Origin of the sequence: Nostoc sp. PA-18-2419, assembly GCF_005869855.1 — a bacterium.
GTDB lineage: Bacteria > Cyanobacteriota > Cyanobacteriia > Cyanobacteriales > Nostocaceae > Nostoc.
Genome location: NZ_SZNH01000001.1, coordinates 321,550 through 341,630, shown reverse-complemented (window position 1 = coordinate 341,630; position 20,081 = coordinate 321,550). Strand labels below are relative to the sequence as shown.

The following is a 20,081-nucleotide window of genomic DNA, read 5'->3' as shown; positions in this document are numbered from 1 at the left end:
ATAAACTGGGAAGGTGAGTTTAACCAACACATTTAGGGAGCATCTCAATCGAAGATCTGTTATGGAAAAACCGAAAAACAGAAAATGCTCACAGGCGAGTTATATTTTACAGAAGATCCCGAATTAGCTGCTGAAAATAAGCGAGCTACTCGTTTGTAATTTATCCTAGAATTAAAATTTATACCCTCTAGCAATCCAATAGAGCCAATCTGCGATCGCTTCTTGAGTTTCACTGTCAGCGTCAATGGCTACTATTTCCGATAACTTGGCAGAATATACATCATCATCCTTACCATTAATATCAGCCACTTCTACAAACATATCTTTTAAGCACTCATCATCAGGTGCCATTCCTAGTACTTCAACTTGTTTCTCCTCTACTGAAGCTGATTTGCGCCCCTTCTTATTCCATTTAGCCATAAACGGAAAATTCAGAGTTTCTTCTAAGTAGTAGTACCAACCCATAGCCCGGTCTTCTTTGTCTTCAGCATCTACAACAATCTCTGTTTGAATGCGATGCTCTCGTTTTTCGTCAGGTTCAACACTAGGCATAAAACAACGGTTTGCGTATGATGCACTATATGGTATATCCTTTTGGCGACTGTCTGTCAATTATTCTAATTGATACTTCCATCCAAAAAAGCGAGTAGCCAGTGTCGGTAAGGATTCAACAATGCTAAGGGAACGCTAAGAAATAAATTATCCTGCTTGAAGTTGCTGACTGTTGACTGTTAACTGACTGGAAACAGTGGGATATTTTTTATTTGTCAGTCTTTAAAATTATTAAAAAATCCATTCCATCTGACTTTTAACTTTCAAGAGTCAGTTGTTACCCTTAGAGAACGCTAAAGCCCAACAACTCACCTCAAGTCAACCAAACGCGCCCACAGTGCTGTCTTTCCTATGCACTGGCTGCTTTTTACTTCTGTCTTACACTACTAGTAGTGGGTCTGGTAATCAACTGTTAGACATCGTTTCATTTCTTAACCTAAACTTATCAATAAATTAAATATAAAACTTATTTTTAATTACATTACAATCAGAGGCTGAGAGCTAAGTAATAGTAAGTCGGCATTATTAAACGTAACTATATTTTTCCAATTTTTTAGAGTTTAAAGGCTTGCTATCAACTTTAATACTTAATTATCAAAAGTGATGTTTATTTTTAACCTGATAACTCATTTGGGATTTTTCTCTGTTTACCGTAAAAGGTGTTATTAAATTGATGGTTGCTTCATTTAAACCTAAAAATCAACATTATTTCCCAGAACGCAGGCTAATTTATCAGCAGCGATCGCCAACTTCTAAGATTAAGTTGGAAATTTAGTTAGAGAGTTAAAAAAATATGGTACTGTATAAAAATAATTGAAAAGTATCCATAAATATTGATGCAAACTCATCGTTAAATTCACTTATCAATTTGATAAACAGCTATTTAAATGCTTGCTTATCTAAATTATTTATTATCTAGAAATGCTTAGAATTTATCATTGGTGAATTTATTGGACTGAGAGATCCCAACTTCATAATTTTAATAAAAATAAACAGGTATAATACTCTTAATTTTCTAGATATTCTGACTCTCAGAACTTCTGAGCGGCGGGTTACACTGCTTAAAATTTCTGAATTATGACGCTTTTTTAATATGTTATTAAACTAGTAATCAACTTTAATTCTCTTTTTAGAGAAGAAATTTGATTAGTAATTAAAAATGACAATTCTAGAAAAATATAAATAATATCTGTAAAAAATAAAATGGTAATCTAAATTGACAAAAATTTTTTCAACACCAAATCGTTGAATTATCTTCAAGTAAACACGTAAAATCAGGAGGATCTATGCGTTTTTCTCACCTTGCAGCAATTGTTGGTTGTACGACAGCAGCTTTTATATCGATTGCACCTATACAAGTAGAAGCGGCAACTTTTAAAATAGAATCTGGAGTCACCAGCATTGATCGCGACCATGAAGAAATTCTCAAAAGTCTCGGGCTATTCATCACAGACACAGAGAATACAGTCCCACCAATTCCTAGCAATTATTTAGTTGGCTTGCCAATTGATTCAGATACCAATTTCACCTTCAGTGACGAAGGCGGTTTTACTCCGCTGTTTGGTTCAATCGAGCATACTGGCACTATTACCTTTAACGACCAAATGACTGTTGGTAACTTTTCAATTGGTTTTGCTCCTGGACGCACAGTCCCCAATGCTAGCGGACTTGTTTTAAGAGACACAGTTTCTCCCCTTAATCCGATTTTGTTTGACTTAGGCGCTCCCCAATCTGTGACATTTGATAAAGACAATTTAAGTTTAACTCTGGCTAATGTTCAATTGTTCATTTCTCCAGAGTTCGCTCAGGGACTTGGCAAGTCTAATTTGGCAGGTTTGTTTGCTGGAACTGCACGAATTGATGCTAAAGTTGCTGCCGTACCCGAACCTGGAAGTGCCCTAGCAACTTTGGCGGCGGGTGCGGCTTTGTTAGCAGCGAGATTTTGTACTCAAAAAACTAAATACATTTAATATCCTCAAGCATATCTAGATGCTTGTTAACAGGTGCAAGGGTATTGGCGGCAATCATCCCACTAACGGCGACTGCTGGTAAACCAATACCCGGAAATGTCGAATCTCCACAGCACAGTAGCCCTGGTAGGGGAGTAGTGGGGCCAGGAAATATACCAGAACCAGCTGCAATTGCTGGGCCGTATGAACCTTGGTGACGACGCAAGAAACGCTCATGGGTTAGAGGTGTACCAACAAGTGTGACTTCGCAACGAGAACGAATATCTGGAATAATCCGCTCTAGCGCTTGCCACATTACTTCTGCACGCGATCGCTTTTGTTCAGCATATTCTTGGCTTTTTCTATTCATCCCCTGCCAAATAGCATATGGCTCATTCCCCGGAGTATAAACGTGAATTACATGCTTACCTGGTGGTGCGAGGGATGAATCAAGAGTTGAAGGAATTGATATCACCACCATATTTTGAGGTGCTGTTACCCCCGCTTCCCAATTATTCACCACGACGTAATGACATTGTAAATTTGTCTGTAATCCTTGGGCGTCAATACCTAAATGCAAATGCATGAAACTATCACACTCAGGCGTTGCTTGTCGTTTAGCGCGGAAATGTTTTGATACTGCATTTTCTGGTAACAGCTTTAGCGTGTCCCAAACCGATGCATTAGAAATTACTGCTTGACGGGCGCGGATTTCTTGGCGATCGCCAAGACGCACACCCACCGCCCGATTACCTTCTACCAGCACTTGCTCGACATGCGCGCCCAGTTTCAATTGACCACCGTGACGCTGCAATCCTTGTACAAGAGCGTCAACTAAAGCACCACTACCACCAATCGGATAGTCAAGCACTGCCCCTGGTTTATACCAGTCGGCAAACATAAATGCTACTTCTGCGGCGATCGTGCCATCTGCTGGCAGTCCTGAAAGCAGAAAACACAGCAAATTCAGCCAATTTTGGGTAAATTGGTCTTTGACAACACCATCCATAATCCGGCTGAAAGGCCCAGTCAGCTTGATGATACTGCCAATATGTTTTGCTAGAGTTGGGGCAAATCGTCCCACAGTTTGCACTGCACCCAAATCAAAGCGTAATGTTGCCGGCGACATAGCCGTTGCTGCACTCGCCAGTGGTTCCATAACCCGCTGAAGTTGCTGCCATTCGGCTACAGCATTACGACCACGCAATTTCAGCAATACTTCACAGAATTGCTCAGCTCCAACTGATGCGTCAAAATAACCTTCTGGCAAGAAACAACCCCAAGTATTGTAGGTTACACATGGTAATTCCGAGCCAATAGCATCTAAGACTTGGCGCAGGGGGTTTGTAGAGGGGCCTGCCGAAGACAGTCCAGAGTAGAGAGACGGGCCAGACTCAAACTTAAAACCATTGCGTTCAAAAGCGTGGGCGGCACCACCAGGTATGGAATGACTTTCGCAGACTATCACATCAAACCCATACCGTGCCAAAAGAGCAGCACAACTTAAACCGCCAATACCGCTACCGATGACAACTACATCTGTGTTTTGCATATTCTATGTTTGCAATGATGGCTCTTAAGATTTGTTAAGCGATATTTGGCAGTATAACTCGTTGCGCTCGTTATAAAAGTTTGGTAACAGTCTCACTTGCTAAGGTCAGTTTATACTACTTACAGTATGACTTCCGGTAGGATATGGCTAAAATTTCTATTTCGCTGCCAGATGAATTATTAACTTTGCGTCAATATCTGAAACTGTAGGCTAAAAGTCAGCATGAGCATCATCGTTTTTGGCAGCATCAATATAGACTTGGTAGCTACAGCACCCCGTTTACCACTCGGCGGAGAAACGTTGCTCGGAGAAGATTTTTTTCAAGTTTCGGGAGGTAAAGGAGCTAATCAAGCTGTAGCACTAGCCAAATTGGGAATTCATGTCCAAATGGTGGGGCGTGTCGGTGCAGACAATTTTGGTGTAGAACTTGTCAACAATTTGCAAGCCTCTGGCGTGCAGACAAGCAATGTTTTGGTTGATGAAACTGTTAGTTCTGGAGTCGCCATCATCACCGTTAGTCAGAGTGGAGAAAATCAAATTGTTGTGATTCCTGGTGCAAATGGCCGCGTCAATCACGAAGATGTGCAACGATTATCTCACTTAATACCAGAAGCTACAGCACTACTTTTACAATTAGAAGTTCCGATTACTGCTGTGGTTGCAGCGGCGAAAGCAGCAAGAAGTGCAAACATCAAAGTCATTCTCGACCCTGCACCGGCACAATCTGATTTACCTGCTGAACTTTATCCATTAGTAGACATTATCACACCGAATGAAGTTGAGGCTGGGCAGTTGGTGGGTTTTGCTGTGGATGGAGAAGAAACAGCAGCCAAGGCGGCTGAGATTTTATTGCAACGGGGAGTGAAATGTGCGATCGTCAAACTGGGTGCTAAGGGTGTTTTTTGTGCAACTCTTCAAGAAAAGTTTTTTGTACCCGCCTTTGGAGTTCATGTGGTTGACACAGTAGCCGCTGGGGACGCTTTTAATGGCGGTTTAGCAGCGGCGCTTTTTGCCGGAATACCTTTACACCAAGCAGTTGTTTGGGGTGCAGCAGCAGGTGCTTTGGCTGCGACAAAACCAGGCGCACAAACATCATTACCAGATAGGTTGACGTTTGATGCTTTTCTCAAGCAAAAAGATAAAAGTTAAAAGTAAAAAGAGTATTAGGTATAGTGACTCTCTTAAAAGTCAAAGGCACAGTCTAAGAGCGATCGCTATTTATCACTTATTTAATCACGTCAAATCCCGTTTTGTAGTTTTATAAAGTGTGTTATACCGCTCCCTTTCATACTTAAAATACAGGATGGTGCGTTAGGACTAGTATCCATAACGCACCCTACCATCTGAATCCCCCGCTATCAAGATTTCTAAATTCTAGATTTTTCTTCAAAATCCAAAATTGGTGTTAACTCACAAAATTGTTCCAGTTTCTTTCAAATAAACCCGTGTAAATGGTTCATCTTCGCCCAAAGTGTAATCTTCAATTAACCCTTTGCGACGAATAGAAATGTTGTTGCCTCTTTTAATTATCACAGTAGAACCATCAAAGACATCCCGCGCCAAAATCATCTCAGTTTCCGTAGGGTCATCCAAAACTACAATATTACTGCGCTGATAAAACATACCCTCTTGCTCGAATATATCTTGTGGATACTCAGCAATTAACAAATCGACTTTGGGATGACGCAGTAAAGTTTGAACATTGCTGTTGTAATTTTTGCTTAATACTTTTTTCGAGCGATTTACAAAAACTGCGTCATGGCAAACAGCGCCAATTGTCCAGTCAGGATGTTGCAATAGAATATGGTCAATTGTTGTTTGTAGTTCTTCAACTGAGATTTTATTAAACGTAATAATTGGTATCCTGGCATCTGCGCCGGACTCAAAAAACGTTTCTAAAATATGAGAAGGCACATCAACGCTCTCACCTTCAGATGGTTTAAGATGCATTAAAATTCCTGGTGCAGCGTTGATTTCCAAGATAGCGAAGTTACTCGATTTCCAAGATTCTGAGAGACTTTTAGTAATGACATCAATACCCAGACAAGTTAGCTGAAAGTGTTGAGCAATATCTTGGGCGAGGATAATATTGTCATCATGAACCGTGTGTGTTGCATTGATACTTATACCGCCAGCAGATAGATTGGCAACTTTACGTAGGTAGATAGTGCGCCCTTTCTCAATCACACTATTCAATGACAAACGCTGTTCGTCTAAATAAAGTTCCATCGCATCATCCACCAGAATTTTACTCATCGGCGAAGTGGGTGAGTCTAAACGTGCGGGGAGGCGGTTCTCTTGGCGAATTAATTCGGCGATAGTTAAGTAGCCATCACCAACAACCGATGCTGGACGGCGTTCTGTGGCGGCGACGAATTTGCCATCGACACACAATAAGCGAAAATCCGATCCAGAGATGCTTTTCTCGACAATTATTCGGGTTAACTGGTCTTCAGGAATCGCTGCTACTGCCCTACTGTAAGCAGATTCCAGTTCTTTTGAGTCTTGGACGTCAGCCGTGACGCCAATTCCTTTGTGACCTACCACTGGCTTAACTGCTACTGGGTAACCAATTTCTTTAGCTGCTGCTAAAGCTTCTTTTTCAGAAAAGACGATATCGCCTTCCGGCACTGGAAAACCCAAAGTTTTCAAAAATGCCTTACAGTCATCTTTACGAGTAGTAAATTCCGAATCTAGATGGCTATCACAGTTAAATGTTGTTGCTACCCCCCGCACATGTTTTCTTCCTGAACCGTATTGCATTAATCCTTCTTCCCACAGATAAAATGCAGGAATACCTTTTTCGTAGGCTGTTCGCAATAGAGCGTAAATTGTAGGGCCACCGTAGACAGATGCGCGAAATCTACTTTGCAGCTTTACTAACCGCTCCTCAAAGTCGAAGTCTTCGTCTTCGGTAATGGCTTCAAACCAATCCCAAACAAAGTAGACTACTTCTCTAGTTGTGCGTTCATGTAAGGATTCAACGCTAATTCGCGTGGATTTTGGATATGGCTTGACACTCCAGTGGTTGAGGTGCAAGTCCATGTCCAATTTTCCGACTTGTGACACCACTTGGGCAAATAGATGGGCATAGGATTCGTAGCTTTGGTCACCCAGATAGGGATAGCGCGAGCCAATCTTGGATATATAATCCTCAACAGGCAAAGGCTCTCTCGACTCAACTAGAGCAAAATCAAATACTAATGCCCCTTTATCTAAATAAGGGTTAGCTCCAATATAATGCTTGAAGTTGAAAATATCGAATACATCCCTTTTTCTAGCATTAATCCGGACTAAATCATTACTTTTTTGTTGAACCATTGATTACGAACCTTTGGCTAAACACCCTGGAGTTGAGATGCTGAGTTACGATTACTCAGACTTAATGATTATTAAAATTCAGAAGTTAGAGGACTTACATAATCATCAGAATATTTAATCAATCAGATAAAAGAGTATCTTAAAGTCTTGATAAATCATCACTGATGAATGACAGTTGCTTCAACTTTGTAAAGTAGAGTAATGTCCTGCCTCCTCTTGAATCCTCAATTCTGACAAATAATTCACATTTACTATGGGGATTTATGGTTTTGCCTTGAATTGAACAGAACCTAACTTAACGGTATTATTAAGTATCTACAACTATCTCAAGGCAGAATTGAATATTCATTCTTCAGCAAAAAAAATCACATTCAGCTCATCCTGATGAATAATTAAAGATATGACCTTTGAAAGGTGATATCCTTTACTAACAATTGGTATAATATATATATAAGGTATTAGGGAGACAGCATAGCATGAATAGCACACAAGCTGCTCTAAGAGATGAAGTTAGACTATTAGCTGAGGAAGCTTTTCATCAAAAGCTGATATCTGGACATGGAGATGGACCAGACATCAAAGAGTATCAAATTGTGTATCAAGGAAAACCCAGGCATCTCCCACTAGAACAAGCACGTCTTTTCTTGAATAACTTGCTTAATCAAAGCATAACTTATTAAATAATTGATCAATTACTAGAGATATTTAATTGCGGCTATAATAATCTCATCTGATGTTTGAACTTATTTAGTTTGGTAGCTAGCAGGAAGTAGGGAATTAAAGAATCAGCATTTTGGAGTTTTGCATAGCGAGAGCAAAAATAAAGCAGAATTCAAATACCTAAAATTAATAAAAATTATTTTTACACGAAAAATCTGCGATCGCTACTTTCCAATATCATCAACAAAGCCTCTAGAAAATTACTCTAGAGGCTGTTGATACTGTGGGTTTTAGTTAGTAATAAGTACTTATTTATGAGAAGAGTTATTTTTTAATTTAGTTTTAGTGAAAAATCACTTGGTTTGATTGAGGTCACAAATTTTAATACTTGCTGTTTTCAAGTAATCTACCTAATGGAAGATATTATAAGTTTAATTGTCATGGTTTATTGAAATTTAGCTAAATTAAATTAGGAGTTGTTATGGTAGAAAGTAATTCCAAACGACAGTTGGTAATTATAGGTGGAGCCGAAGATAAAGAGGGAGATTCCCAAATTTTACGGGAATTTGTGCGCCGTTCTGGAGGTACGAAAGCGAACATTGTGATTATGACAGCAGCGACAGAACTACCGAGAGAAGTGGGAGAAAATTATATTAGAGTGTTTGAGCGATTAGGAGCCGAGAGTGTCCGTATCATCGATACAGAAACTCGCGATGATGCGTCTTCATCTACAGCATTGCAAGCTATTGATAAAGCAACTGGGGTATTTTTTACTGGGGGAGACCAAGCTCGCATTACTAGTATCCTTAAGGACACTGAAATCGATGCGGCAATTCACAGACGATTCTCTGAAGGTATAGTTGTTGCAGGTACCAGCGCCGGAGCTGCTGTAATGCCAGATAAAATGATCGTCGAAGGTGACTCCCAAACCAACCCACGGATGGAAACTGTAGAAATGGGGCCTGGTATGGGATTTCTCCCAGGGGTGGTAATCGATCAACATTTTTCTCAGCGTGGACGATTGGGACGCTTAATTTCCGCTTTAATACTAGAGCCTGCTGTTTTGGGATTCGGTATTGATGAGAATACCGCAATGGTTGTGACAGATAATCAAATTGAAGTGGTTGGTCAAGGTGCAGTCACAATTGTCGATGAATCAGAGGCTACATATAATAATATGGGTGAAATTTTGAAGGATGAGCCGTTGGCAATTTGCGGAGCCAAACTGCATATTTTGCCACATGGCTTTAAATTTGATCTCGAAACCCGCCAGCCTATCCTCAATAACGGCTCTGTAGCAAATGTCTCTGTACCAGTTGGCTCAGTTTAAGCAATAGCTAACCTTTAGGAATGGAGATCAGGGAGTAAATTCTTCTCTATCATTATTGTCAAGTAATGTTAAGAATTAGTTAATAAACATCTAATTGAGCAAAATGCAGTCATTATAAAATACTGGGAAAATTGAAATAATTTCCCAGTTTTTTAGTATCTTAGCTTAGTTACTGACTTGACAATGAAAGCAATCATATTAGCTGCTGGTGTTGGACAACGCTTGGGTAAAGATGGGCAAATCCAACCCAAATGCTTACTAAAGTTTAGCGGCAAATCTTTATTAGAGCGCCATTTGGACTATCTTCGTCATTACCAAATAGATGAAGTAGTAATTGCCGTGGGTTACCAAGCAGAAAAAATTCAGGATGAAATCAAAGCATTGAGAGCAGAAAATTGGGTTAGTACGGTTTACAATTCTGACTATACCAAAGGTAGTGTTATCAGTTTGTGGACTTTACGTCAACATCTTGCTGCTGGTGACGATTTATTGTTAATGGATGCAGATGTTTTATACGATCGCCATATTATCGAACGATTAGTAAAAACAAATATCTCTAACTGTTTCTTGTTGGATCGAGATTTTGAAGCAGGCGATGAACCAGTAAAGCTTTGTGTCAAAGATGGTTATCTAGTGGAGTTTCGCAAACAACTGGCTTCCAACCTAACTTATGATTTGATAGGCGAGTCAGTGGGATTCTTTCGCTTTGAAAATGCGATCGCTCGCCGTCTTGCCAGCCGCACAGAACAATATGTTGCTGAGGGACTGCACGACCAACCATATGAAGAAGTAATACGGGATTTGCTGTTAGAAACTCCAGAAAAATTTAGCTATGAAGACATCACTGGTTTACCTTGGATTGAAATCGACTTTCCCCAGGATATTCAACGCGCTCAAAACCAAACTTTACCTCAAATTGAAATAGCAGAGAAGATAAATTTTGCCAAAGTAGATTCTTTGGAAAGCAAACTAAAAACATAGCATAATTCATAATTGTCAAGTCAAACAGACTTGAGTCAAAATAATTCGTAATTACTAATTAATCTTGACTAATCGCTAACATAACTCGTAATTATTACCAGATAATTAAGCATTTGTCTCCAAAATAAAACTTACTTAAATCATAACTTTGTCAAAAAAGTTAGAGAAAAAGCTTGTAAATTATGAATTACGAATTAGTAATTATTGGATCATCTCAAATCATCTTTATTTGAAAGGTTAAAAAAAGCACAATAATGAATGAAATATTTGCACCCGTTATCAACACTGCAAAACTAAGTAAGTGTTCTCAGCTGCGGGCGTTATTGGAATCGCCGCAACTCGAATTTATCATGGAAGCTCACAATGGAATTAGCGCCCGCATTGTGGAAGAGGCTGGATTTAAAGGAATTTGGGCGAGTGGATTAGCTGTTTCGGCTCAATATGGCGTTCGAGACAATAATGAAGCTAGTTGGACTCAAGTTGTAGAAATGCTAGAGTTCATGTCTGATGTTACCAGTATCCCGATTTTATTAGACGGCGATACCGGTTATGGCAACTTTAATAATATGCGTCGCCTGGTAAGGAAACTAGAACAGCGAGGTATTGCTGGAGTTTGTATTGAAGATAAACTTTTTCCTAAAACCAATAGCTTTATTAATGGTAGTCGCCAACCCCTGGCTGACATTGATGAATTCTGCGGCAAAATTAAGGCAGGCAAAGATAGCCAAACACATGCAGATTTCTGCATCATTGCTCGACTCGAAGCCTTGATTGCCGGTTGGGATCTTTCAGAAGCATTGCGACGAGCCGAAGCTTACCATGCAGCAGGAGCAAACGCCATCCTGATTCATAGTAAATCATCGCGTCCTGATCAAGTGCTAGCCTTTGCTAAAGAGTGGGCGGGACGCTCGCCATTAGTAATTATACCAACCAAATATTACAGCACCCCTACTGATGTGTTTCGCAAAGCCGGAGTTAATTTGGTTATTTGGGCAAATCATTTGATTAGAGCTGCTGTTGCCAGTATGCAAGCGATCGCCCGCGAAGTTCAAGTCAGCGAAACTTTAATCAACATTGAAGATGATATTGCCCCAGTCAAAGAAATTTTCCGACTACAAGGAGCCGACGAACTTGTAGAAGCCGAAAAACGCTACTTTAGTAACGGACGCCATCATACCCAGGCGATTGTTTTGGCTGCTAGCAGAGGACAAGAATTAGCAGCATTGACTCAAGATAAACCGAAAGTCATGCTACCTCTTGGAGGTAAACCGCTGCTCAGGCTTTTGGTGGACAAATTCAAGAAACTTGCCATCAACGATATCACCGTTGTTGCAGGTTACAAAGCAGAAACTATTAATGTTACGGGGACAAAAGTCATTCGTAACCCAGATTATGAAACAACCGGGGAATTAGCATCCTTAGCCTGCGCTCAAGCCAGCTTCGCCGATGAGATGCTAGTACTTTACGGCGATTTACTATTTAGAAGCTATATCTTGCGGGATTTATTAGAATGTCCCGGAGAAATTGTGGCTGTGGTTGATTCTTTAATCAACTCTAAATCAGTTAGTGGTTCCCCTGATTATGCTTATTGTTCAATTCCCGATGACCTTTCCATCTTTGGACAAGATGTTAACCTTTTGCATATCTCGAAGGAAACACAAACTCAATTAGCTAAATCCTGCGGACGCTGGATTGGAATGCTGCGCTTACGAAGTCAAGGTAGACAATGGGTAAGTGAAGCACTCAAGGAATTGCAAACGCAACCAGAATTTAATAGTTTGGGTTTGCCAGAATTATGTAATTATTTAATCGAGCAAGGCAAACCAATTAAAGTGCTTTATATTCGCGGTAACTGGTTAGATGTTAATTCTTTAGATGACCTTGATTTGGCGTTTCAATTGAAGCAATAGGGAATGGTGAATGGGGCATTGGGCATGGAAGATGATTAGGGAGAGTTAAAATTGAAAGTTTCAAGCTTAGAAGCTCAATGTTCCAGCAAAAAGGTGCAACTTCCGAGTTCAGAGGCTCAACGTTCCAGCAAAAAGATGCAACTTCCGAGTTCAGAGGCTCAACGTTCCAGTAAAAAGGTGCAACTTCCGAGTTCAGAGGCTCAACGTTCCAGCAAAAAGGTGCAACTTCCGAGTTTAGAGGCTCAACATTCCAGCAAAAAGGTGCAACTTCCGAGTTTAGAGGCTCAACGTTCCAGTAAAAAGGTGCAACTTCCGAGTTCAGAGGTTCAACATTCGAGTTCAAAGGTTCAACACTCAAGCTTATCTCTTTGATGCCCAATGCCCCACATTTATGATTCAAGCAAAGGAATTTGTCGAAGCTGCTCGTAATTTTGGTTTTGATTGGTATACTGGCGTACCTTGTTCTTTTCTGACGCCGTTTATTAACTATGTCATTAATGATCCTCAACTGACTTATATATCCGCAGCCAATGAGGGAGATGCTGTGGCAATCGCATCGGGAGCTACAATTGCTGGTAAAAGTGCAGTGGTGATGATGCAAAATTCGGGTTTGGGGAATGCAGTTAACCCCCTGACTTCACTAACTTATATCTTTCGGATTCCACTGTTAGTTATTTGTACGCTAAGAGGCGATTCCAATTTGCAAGATGAACCGCAACATGAATTAATGGGGGAAATCACAGATAAATTGCTGGAAACTATGACTGTACCTTGGGAATTTTTCCCCACAGACGCAACAGAAATAGAACCAGTCTTGCAAAGAGCTACAGCTTACATGAAAAAAGAGGGTCGTCCTTATGCTCTAATTATGCGAAAGGGAACAATTGCGCCCCATGCACTCACCCGTTCTTCTATCCCCAAACGCGAAGATAACAGCGAGGCTCATATTCAGCAAAGCTTTTTTCGGGGTAACCAAGAACAACGCATTTCCCGCAGCCAAGCTTTAGCTCGAATTATGGAACTGGTTGATGCTGAGAATACTGTCATAATTGCCACCACCGGATACACTGGGCGGGAACTCTTCGCCAGTAAAGACAGCGCGAATCATCTGTATATGGTCGGGTCGATGGGTTGCGCTTCCTCAATGGCTTTGGGACTTTCTTTAGCACGGAAAGACCTGAAGGTGGTGGTGATTGATGGCGATGGTGCAGCATTGATGCGAATGGGTAATTTTGCGACTATCGGTACTTATGGCGGTGCTAATTTAATCCATATTCTATTAGATAATGAAGTCCACGATTCAACAGGCGCACAAGCCACCGTCTCTTTTGGTATCTCCTTTGCCAAAATTGCCGAAGCTTGCGGTTACGGTGTCACGTTAGCCGGAGACGATCCCACTCTTTTAGATGTTTTATTTACTACACATACCAAAACTAGACCAAAATTTGCTCATCTAAAAATCCGTCCCGGAACCCTAGAAAAGCTACCCCGACCCAACCTCACCCCGGAAGCAGTTTTACAACGGTTCATGAAACATATTCAGGGAGTGGGGACTGATACCGTTTCACTTTAAAATTGATGCAAATAGCAGCAGGGGAGCAGGGAGCACAGGGGGCAGGGGGAAAGAATTAAAGACCAATCATTTGTATCAAATATTTTGTGAAATGCTATGAGAGAGACACAGGGACGCGGGGAATAACTAATGACCAATGACAAATCGACAAATGACAAAATGATTTTACTAAATCCTGGCCCTGTTAATTTGAGCGATCGCGTCAGAAATGCGCTCTTATCTCCTGATTTGTGTCATCGAGAAGTGGAATTTTCTCAACTTCAAAGTAGAATCCGCGAACAATTACTTCAAGTTTATGATTTAGCAGGCGATCGCTGGGCAGCAGTTTTACTTACCGGTTCTGGTACAGCAGCGATGGAAGCTATGGTCAGCAGTTTAGTACCCAGGAATGGGAAATTGCTGGTAGTTGAAAACGGCGTATATGGCGAACGATTATCTAAAATTGCCAAAATCCACGACATTAATTACATTACACTTTCCCACCCTTGGGATGCTGAAATAGATATCAAGGGTTTAATTAAACTCCTGGATGAAAACGCCGACATCACTCACCTTGCTGTTGTCCATCACGAAACTACTACTGGTCGCTTGAATAACTTGGTGGAAGTTGCTGCAATTTGTCAACAACGCCGCATCGAACTATTAGTAGATGCAGTCAGCAGCTTTGGTGCTGAGGAACTGAATTTTAGAGATTGGGGAATTACCGCTTGTGCGGCAACGGCGAATAAATGTTTGCATGGTGTTCCTGGAACCTCTTTTGTCATCTGGCGACGCGATGCACTGCCGTCAGCAAACACAATCCCCCGCACTTTATATTTAGATTTAGCAACCTATTGCCAACAGCAAGATAAAGGCGGTACACCTTTTACTCAATCAGTACAGACATTTTATGCTTTAGCAGAAGCTTTGCAAGAAATGGTAGAAGCAGGAGGATGGCGTGCTAGACACAGCTATTACAGCCAACTTGCAAACTTAGTTAGGGATGGGTTAATGTCAATCGGAATTAAACCTTTACTTCCCGAAGGAAGTTCTTCTGTGGTTTTGAATGCCTACTATCTACCAGATAATTTCAGCTATGAAGAATTTCATGACCAACTCAAAGCCCAAAATTATGTAATTTATTCTGGACAGGGAAATTTAGCCCAATCTATCTTTCGAGTATCGACAATGGGAGCTATTACCCAAGCTGATATGGAACGATTTGTTGGTGTTGTTGAAGAAATTATATCAAAGTGACTTTTTGAGTCGGAGTATAACTTGGCAAAACTTGAGCGAGTTTTGCATCATTTATATATAGATGACGTTCCAATACAGTAGAAATAATATCTCGAAAATCAGTAGTGATTGCTAAGTCTCGCTTTTGATACAGTTGGCTTGTCGATAGACCAGGCCATTCACCATAAACTTTACCACCACGAACACCGCCCAAAATCCACATCACATTTCCATGTCCGTGGTCAGTACCACCATTACCATTTTCTTCGACCGTACGACCAAATTCGGACATCACCATAATTACTGTATTTGGATAAACTGCTCCTAAATTTTTTACTAAAACTGCTAAACCATCTCCTAGTTTTTGCAAGTCTTGTGCTAACTGCCCCTTACTATTACCCTGCTTAACATGGGTATCCCAACCACCCAGAGCCATGAATCCTAGCTCAATTCTGGGGTCTTTCATCATTAGTTGTGCCAGCTGTCGAGCATCTTTAGCAAAGCCATAGGGTAAAGGCGCGCCATTATTCGCCATTTTCATTTCTGCATCTAAGTCATTCATTAAAGCCTGACGTGCCATTTTGCCTTCACGATAGGTCTGACTCAAGGCATCATTGCCACTATAAAGTTTGTCAAAGGCGGTTCTGACTTGGGGAGGATCCAGTGGTAGACGCGCGCTAGAGTTGCTACCTGATGCTAAATTGGCTACAGGCATTCGCCCAGACAAAATCCAAGGTGTCGTTGCGCCTACACTCACGGCTTGAATAGGTGTATGTCGAGAAAGTACGCCTAATAGCCTATTCATCCAACCATCATCAGTTCGTCTCACACTAGAGCTACCACTTCCACTTTCCATACAGAATTGAGCATCAAAGTGCGATCGCGTTGGGTCTACAGAACCAGATGCATGAACAAATGCTAAACTTTTGTCTTGCCAAAAGGGCATCAAGCTAGCCAACGCTGGATGCAATCCAAAACGCCCATCTAAATCTAAAACTCCTCCCTCCTTTCCAGGTTGGGGTATGGCAATTTTTGGTCTTGCTTGATAGTAAGCTGTTTCTGAGTAGGGAACTACTACACTTAAACCGTCTACTGCTCCCCGGAGAAAGATGACAATTAACCGTTTTGGGTTACTGTTGGAAGTAGCGGATCTAGCTATCCAAGCATTGCTACTGATAGCTGCAATGGCTGAAGCGGAAAATATTCCCGATTGAATTAAAAAATCACGTCGTTTCATATTTCAAAATCCTCAGTTATCAGGTGTTGAGCTGTAGCGGATTTTAACGTTGCATAAATTCGGGACTACCTAAGATTAAAGCAGCCCTTAGCTGTGGAGGACTGGAGGCGATCGCACTTTGGGTTCGAGGAGAAAAAGAATTACCCAATGTATCGGCTAGTTGTAAAGCATCCACAGGTTGAATGGAACTCATTTGGTCGTTGTTGTCTCGATCCACCGGCATTGTCGATAGCTGTAAACGCCCAGAAGCGAGCACAGTAGCAAAGCTGAGACGACGGTTCATTGCATCAGGATTCAACCATACTTGTTGAGTGTTTTTATAACCTTCTGGAGTTTGATAGCTATAGAGAGGCATTCCCAATTGTTGTAAATTATTAGCAATAGGTTTAGTATTTTTCACTTCACTACCCGTTGCCCGTACCGCAGATATAGTGTATTCATAAGGCGTTTTAAACTTGCTATGGATGTTTTTCGAGTCCCAAAACTCTTTGCTGTGGAACAGGGTGTTTAGGACAGCGCGAATATCGCCATCAGTGGATAGAAAGCGCTGGGCGAGATGGTCAACTAAAGTACTAGGGGGATTATCTCTGACAAAATACTGAGCTAATTGGTAGCTTATATGACGAGCCGTAGCTGGACTGCGAGCCAAAATATCTAAGGCTTGTTCTCCCTCAGCCATACCACTGCCTTTAATTGTCTGCTTGAGAAAAACTTTGTCGCCAAAATCATGACGCTTTGGGTCAAAGTAAAATCCCGAACTATCATTTATCTGCTGGTTGGGACGACTTAATCCCCAACCAGTGAAAATCCGCGCCAGGACAATCACATCTTGCTGAGTATAACCACCATCTATGCCCAGAGTGTGTAATTCCATTAACTCACGGGCGTAGTTCTCATTCAAACCCTGATATGTGCCATGGGCACTAGGGCTACTGGGAGCCGTATTTCGCGAATTATCCAAATAAAATAGCATAGCAGGATGGTGAGCCGTTGCCCCTAGTAAGTCGCGAAAGCGACCAAGCACATAGGGTCTTATTGCTTGCTGTTCGTAAGCACCGACCAACAGACGACCGCGTCCTTTGTTTGCATAGACATTGAAGTGGTTATACCAAAAGTCCACCATCACTTGTTGTAGTTGTCGCTGACTTGTAGTTGCTTGTAATAAACGTGCTTCTATTGCTTCTTTAAACACTTGTTTAGTCCTTTTTTCGGCAGCCTGCTGTTGTTCTGGGCTGGGTTTTTGTCTTGGAGTCACAGTGCCGTATTCATTAAGAAGTTCTATAGGACTTAGCGTTAAAGTCTTGAGCTGTGAAAGCTGAGCATTAAGGCTTGGTGATTCCGGAATAGAATTGGGTGAGAGTTGTTCTTGGATGTAACGCTCTACACCMATCGACTCCACTCTTTGGATATCGCCGGGGCGAGGGCCAAAACTGAGGCGATTAATTACATGTAGTACTTTAGAGTCAACAGGTGCATTAGCTGCATTACTCGGAGCAATACCTCCTAGTGAAATAAATAGCAGCAATACTAAGTATTTTGGCTTCCAAGTCATAGAATTAATTTTGCTTTGGTGGCTGATTAGGTGCGGGTTTCTTGTACATGCTATCGGCAAATTTCTGCCGTTGAGCGGGATTTAAGATTTCGCGGATAGCAAGAGTATTCTCAAACTGAGCATCAGCTAGCTGCTGTCTTATGACTTTGATTTGGTTGTATTTATCGCGTACTTGTTGAGTGGAAGCCGTCCCCGCTATCAGGTTATGTAATTCCTGTTGTGCTTGACGCACTGCCTGTCTTTTTTGTGTTATTTGCAGTTTTGATTGAGTGCGAATCTGCTTAATTAGTTGTATTTGCTGTGGTGTCAAGTTCAAATCTTTAATCCATCCCCCTGATTGAGTGCGATGCCCAGGAGGCGAATTTGTGGGGATTTGGGCAATGACTTGGTGTGATAAAGTTGGTTTGGTCAAAGCGATCGCATTACCACCAAGAGTAATAATCATAGCTGTGGCGATCGCTACACGATTTAATAACATCAAAGTTATCTCCCTTAAATACTGAGTAAATTAATCACTATTTAAATTTGTAAAATGCCATACATCGCTTTCTGGATATTCGTTAACAGTGCCTTGCCAATTACTTTCTATAAAAGTTTGTAAAGTGGCAAGTTCGGCCTCACTCGGTTTACCAGGCACTAAGGCACGGTAGCTGAGAAAAGCAGCTACTAATCCAGCTGTAATCATAGGTAGAACTAGCCAAAGCCGGGAACGATGAGGTAAAGGTTGAATTGATGTTTCTACCTGTTGGAGAATTTTTTGTGACAAATCAGGGGAAGCTGGGGGAACTTCTGGGCGATGTTGACGCACAAAGTTAACCAAGTCTCGGTCATCATCAGGATTACTCATAGCTGCACTCCTTGTTGCTGAAGAAATTGACGCATCGCAGCACGGGCATGGAATAGGCGAGACTTAACTGTTCCTATAGGAATGGCTAGAATTTCTGCAATCTCTTTTTGGGGAACTTCCTCTAAGTCATGTAAAACTATTATCGTGCGGTGGTCAAAGCTGAGATTTGCCAATCCCCGTTGGACTAAATCTTGATAATKCAAATTTATAATATCTGGGGCTTGTTGTTGCGTAGAAGTTTTTTCGCCCAAAGACTGCAATTGAGTCCGTCGCTGGACGGTTGCCTGTCGTTCGTCAGCAGCCAAATTCCAAGCAATCCGGTAAAGCCAAGTAGAAAATTTTGCAGTTTGACGAAACTTGGGCAATCCTTTCCAAGCTCGTAAAAACACTTCTTGCACTACATCATCAAGGCAAGATGGATCGCATAGTTGATAGAGAATTGACCTTACCCTTTGCTGATGGCGACAATAAAGTTGCCCGTAGCTTTGGGTATCACCCCCCAGACACCGCTGTACCAAATAACTATCAATTTCGTTTTCTGATTTGCCGTTGAATTGGCTATCCTGTGAAAGCTTGGTTGGCACAATTAACACCTAAGGCGTTCTCCTGCATCCGTTTCATGGCTTGTAATTATTAGACCGAATGAGTGGGAGAAAGGTTCAAAAGAAACTTCCAATTAAATAACTTCCAAGATTTCACTTTAGAGATAAAATTTCTTCCTCGTCTTCATGCAACAAACGTTTCTCAAACTCCTTCTCTAAAGTCTGGTTGCTAAAGTGAGGAAAAACTATGTTATAAAACAATTCTTGAACTGCCTGAGCTTTATTTTTAAGCAAATGCTGATAATCTTTTTCAACAGAATTTTTTCGTCTTTGACAACGTTCCTCTGCTGAAGACTGCTGCTGATGAATATCAGGTAGCCAAGTGGAGTGTATCGTCATGGCAAGATTCAAGGCGTGTTTAGCATCTGGTTGAGCGCCCAGTTGGTAAATAGGTTTACTAAAATCATCTGCATAGAAAATCCAAAACTCATCTCTACCACGGTCAGATTGAGTAGAGTCATAGAGGATTGCCATCATATGCCACACATCGAGTGCGATCGCCTCTTAAACCGTCATTTATTTAGGTATAAATACTATATGAATTACCATCTTCGCATCATAAGCTTTACTTATAAAAAAACTTTACCTAAATTTATTACTAAAATCTGACCTTTTTCCGACCGTCAATCTTTATACCAACCAATAGAGTATTTGAACAAGCAATATTCATATCTCCAATTTCTTAAAAGATATCTAGCTAAGACAAGCAGCCCTTGAGCGTCTATGCTCCCAGTCGATTATCCCAATAACGCTTGACTTACCGTAAATTTCTCCATTAAATCGGAATTCAGAAGTGCAGA

At 41.1% G+C, this 20,081-nt stretch carries 18 protein-coding genes and 1 pseudogene; 9 read left to right on the top strand and 10 right to left on the bottom strand.

What is annotated here, in order from left to right:
- Window positions 1-84: 84 nt before the first annotated feature.
- Window positions 85-156: pseudogene (locus tag FCR06_RS01565) on the top strand (maltose acetyltransferase domain-containing protein); the annotation flags it as partial.
- A 15-nt stretch (window positions 157-171) separates the two neighbouring features.
- Here the strand turns inward: FCR06_RS01565 and FCR06_RS01560 are convergent.
- Complete coding sequence (locus FCR06_RS01560; protein WP_138497096.1) at window positions 172-552, bottom strand: calcium-binding protein; 381 nt, start codon at window positions 550-552, stop codon at window positions 172-174.
- 1,286 nt (window positions 553-1,838) lie between these two features.
- Between FCR06_RS01560 and FCR06_RS01555 the strand changes: the two genes are divergently transcribed.
- Window positions 1,839-2,522 (top strand): hypothetical protein, encoded by a 684-nt coding sequence (locus FCR06_RS01555; protein WP_138497095.1) that lies wholly within the window; start codon window positions 1,839-1,841, stop codon window positions 2,520-2,522.
- Here the strand turns inward: FCR06_RS01555 and FCR06_RS01550 are convergent.
- Entirely contained in the window at window positions 2,509-4,053 is a 1,545-nt protein-coding gene (locus tag FCR06_RS01550; RefSeq protein ID WP_138497094.1) for a phytoene desaturase family protein, read from the bottom strand. The genes FCR06_RS01555 and FCR06_RS01550 overlap by 14 nt on opposite strands.
- A 222-nt stretch (window positions 4,054-4,275) precedes the next feature.
- Between FCR06_RS01550 and rbsK the strand changes: the two genes are divergently transcribed.
- Window positions 4,276-5,202: a ribokinase gene (rbsK, locus tag FCR06_RS01545; protein WP_138497093.1), complete on the top strand. Its 927-nt coding sequence runs from the start codon at window positions 4,276-4,278 to the stop codon at window positions 5,200-5,202.
- Between the two features lie 261 nt (window positions 5,203-5,463).
- Here the strand turns inward: rbsK and FCR06_RS01540 are convergent, their stop codons facing one another.
- Window positions 5,464-7,374 (bottom strand): acetate--CoA ligase family protein, encoded by a 1,911-nt coding sequence (locus tag FCR06_RS01540; RefSeq protein WP_138497092.1) that lies wholly within the window; start codon window positions 7,372-7,374, stop codon window positions 5,464-5,466.
- Between the two features lie 476 nt (window positions 7,375-7,850).
- On the opposite strand from FCR06_RS01540, the gene FCR06_RS01535 reads away from it, so the two are divergent.
- From FCR06_RS01535 to aepX, 4 genes are all read left to right on the top strand, one after another.
- A complete protein-coding gene (locus FCR06_RS01535) occupies window positions 7,851-8,054 on the top strand; it encodes a hypothetical protein (protein WP_138497091.1) in 204 nt (67 codons plus the stop codon).
- Between the two features lie 461 nt (window positions 8,055-8,515).
- A complete protein-coding gene (locus FCR06_RS01530; protein ID WP_138497090.1) occupies window positions 8,516-9,364 on the top strand; it encodes a cyanophycinase in 849 nt (282 codons plus the stop codon).
- Between the two features lie 183 nt (window positions 9,365-9,547).
- On the top strand, window positions 9,548-10,345 hold the full coding sequence (locus tag FCR06_RS01525; protein ID WP_138497089.1) for an NTP transferase domain-containing protein: 798 nt from the start codon (window positions 9,548-9,550) through the stop codon (window positions 10,343-10,345).
- Between the two features lie 254 nt (window positions 10,346-10,599).
- The gene (aepX, locus tag FCR06_RS01520; protein WP_138497088.1) at window positions 10,600-12,255 is read left to right on the top strand and encodes a phosphoenolpyruvate mutase; all 1,656 of its coding nucleotides are present in this window, start codon (window positions 10,600-10,602) and stop codon (window positions 12,253-12,255) included.
- On the opposite strand, the gene FCR06_RS01515 is transcribed toward aepX, so the two are convergent.
- Window positions 12,209-12,613, bottom strand: coding sequence for a hypothetical protein (locus FCR06_RS01515; RefSeq protein ID WP_138497087.1), 405 nt, complete (start codon window positions 12,611-12,613; stop codon window positions 12,209-12,211). The two genes, aepX and FCR06_RS01515, sit on opposite strands and share 47 nt — an antisense overlap.
- Before the next feature lie 33 nt (window positions 12,614-12,646).
- On the opposite strand from FCR06_RS01515, the gene aepY reads away from it, so the two are divergent.
- Both aepY and FCR06_RS01505 read left to right on the top strand, forming a co-directional pair.
- Window positions 12,647-13,828: a phosphonopyruvate decarboxylase gene (aepY, locus tag FCR06_RS01510; RefSeq protein ID WP_138497086.1), complete on the top strand. Its 1,182-nt coding sequence runs from the start codon at window positions 12,647-12,649 to the stop codon at window positions 13,826-13,828.
- Between the two features lie 129 nt (window positions 13,829-13,957).
- A complete protein-coding gene (locus tag FCR06_RS01505) occupies window positions 13,958-15,064 on the top strand; it encodes a 2-aminoethylphosphonate aminotransferase (RefSeq protein WP_223280003.1) in 1,107 nt (368 codons plus the stop codon).
- Here FCR06_RS01505 and FCR06_RS01500 read toward each other — a convergent pair.
- The 6 genes from FCR06_RS01500 to FCR06_RS01475 all read right to left on the bottom strand — a co-directional run bounded on the left by FCR06_RS01500 (window position 15,051) and on the right by FCR06_RS01475 (window position 19,758).
- Entirely contained in the window at window positions 15,051-16,280 is a 1,230-nt protein-coding gene (locus FCR06_RS01500; RefSeq protein ID WP_138497085.1) for a DUF1501 domain-containing protein, read from the bottom strand. The two genes, FCR06_RS01505 and FCR06_RS01500, sit on opposite strands and share 14 nt — an antisense overlap.
- Before the next feature lie 43 nt (window positions 16,281-16,323).
- Window positions 16,324-17,832: a DUF1800 domain-containing protein gene (locus FCR06_RS01495; protein WP_138497084.1), complete on the bottom strand. Its 1,509-nt coding sequence runs from the start codon at window positions 17,830-17,832 to the stop codon at window positions 16,324-16,326.
- A gap of 4 nt (window positions 17,833-17,836) precedes the next feature.
- Window positions 17,837-18,310 (bottom strand): Spy/CpxP family protein refolding chaperone, encoded by a 474-nt coding sequence (locus FCR06_RS01490; RefSeq protein ID WP_138497083.1) that lies wholly within the window; start codon window positions 18,308-18,310, stop codon window positions 17,837-17,839.
- A gap of 30 nt (window positions 18,311-18,340) precedes the next feature.
- Window positions 18,341-18,679 carry a DotU family type IV/VI secretion system protein gene (locus tag FCR06_RS01485; protein ID WP_138497082.1) on the bottom strand — a complete coding sequence of 113 codons (339 nt, stop codon included), beginning with the start codon at window positions 18,677-18,679 and terminating at the stop codon, window positions 18,341-18,343.
- Window positions 18,676-19,263, bottom strand: coding sequence for a sigma-70 family RNA polymerase sigma factor (locus tag FCR06_RS01480; protein WP_223280002.1), 588 nt, complete (start codon window positions 19,261-19,263; stop codon window positions 18,676-18,678). Before FCR06_RS01480 ends, FCR06_RS01485 begins: the two co-directional genes overlap by 4 nt.
- Window positions 19,264-19,374: 111 nt before the next feature.
- Window positions 19,375-19,758: a hypothetical protein gene (locus FCR06_RS01475; RefSeq protein WP_138497080.1), complete on the bottom strand. Its 384-nt coding sequence runs from the start codon at window positions 19,756-19,758 to the stop codon at window positions 19,375-19,377.
- Window positions 19,759-20,081 lie beyond the last annotated feature (323 nt).

Bases quoted from the DNA above. Each gene is read 5' to 3' on its own strand.
- FCR06_RS01500 (WP_138497085.1), bottom strand. From the start codon at position 16,280: ATGAAACGACGTGATTTTTTAATTCAATCGGGAATATTTTCCGCTTCA.
- FCR06_RS01490 (WP_138497083.1), bottom strand. From the start codon at position 18,310: ATGTTATTAAATCGTGTAGCGATCGCCACAGCTATGATTATTACTCTT.
- FCR06_RS01555 (WP_138497095.1), top strand. From the start codon at position 1,839: ATGCGTTTTTCTCACCTTGCAGCAATTGTTGGTTGTACGACAGCAGCT.
- FCR06_RS01550 (WP_138497094.1), bottom strand. From the start codon at position 4,053: ATGCAAAACACAGATGTAGTTGTCATCGGTAGCGGTATTGGCGGTTTA.
- FCR06_RS01535 (WP_138497091.1), top strand. From the start codon at position 7,851: ATGAATAGCACACAAGCTGCTCTAAGAGATGAAGTTAGACTATTAGCT.
- FCR06_RS01525 (WP_138497089.1), top strand. From the start codon at position 9,548: ATGAAAGCAATCATATTAGCTGCTGGTGTTGGACAACGCTTGGGTAAA.
- FCR06_RS01560 (WP_138497096.1), bottom strand. From the start codon at position 552: ATGCCTAGTGTTGAACCTGACGAAAAACGAGAGCATCGCATTCAAACA.
- aepY (WP_138497086.1), top strand. From the start codon at position 12,647: ATGATTCAAGCAAAGGAATTTGTCGAAGCTGCTCGTAATTTTGGTTTT.
- FCR06_RS01530 (WP_138497090.1), top strand. From the start codon at position 8,516: ATGGTAGAAAGTAATTCCAAACGACAGTTGGTAATTATAGGTGGAGCC.
- aepX (WP_138497088.1), top strand. From the start codon at position 10,600: ATGAATGAAATATTTGCACCCGTTATCAACACTGCAAAACTAAGTAAG.
- FCR06_RS01475 (WP_138497080.1), bottom strand. From the start codon at position 19,758: ATGATGGCAATCCTCTATGACTCTACTCAATCTGACCGTGGTAGAGAT.
- FCR06_RS01540 (WP_138497092.1), bottom strand. From the start codon at position 7,374: ATGGTTCAACAAAAAAGTAATGATTTAGTCCGGATTAATGCTAGAAAA.
- FCR06_RS01485 (WP_138497082.1), bottom strand. From the start codon at position 18,679: ATGAGTAATCCTGATGATGACCGAGACTTGGTTAACTTTGTGCGTCAA.
- FCR06_RS01505 (WP_223280003.1), top strand. From the start codon at position 13,958: ATGACCAATGACAAATCGACAAATGACAAAATGATTTTACTAAATCCT.
- rbsK (WP_138497093.1), top strand. From the start codon at position 4,276: ATGAGCATCATCGTTTTTGGCAGCATCAATATAGACTTGGTAGCTACA.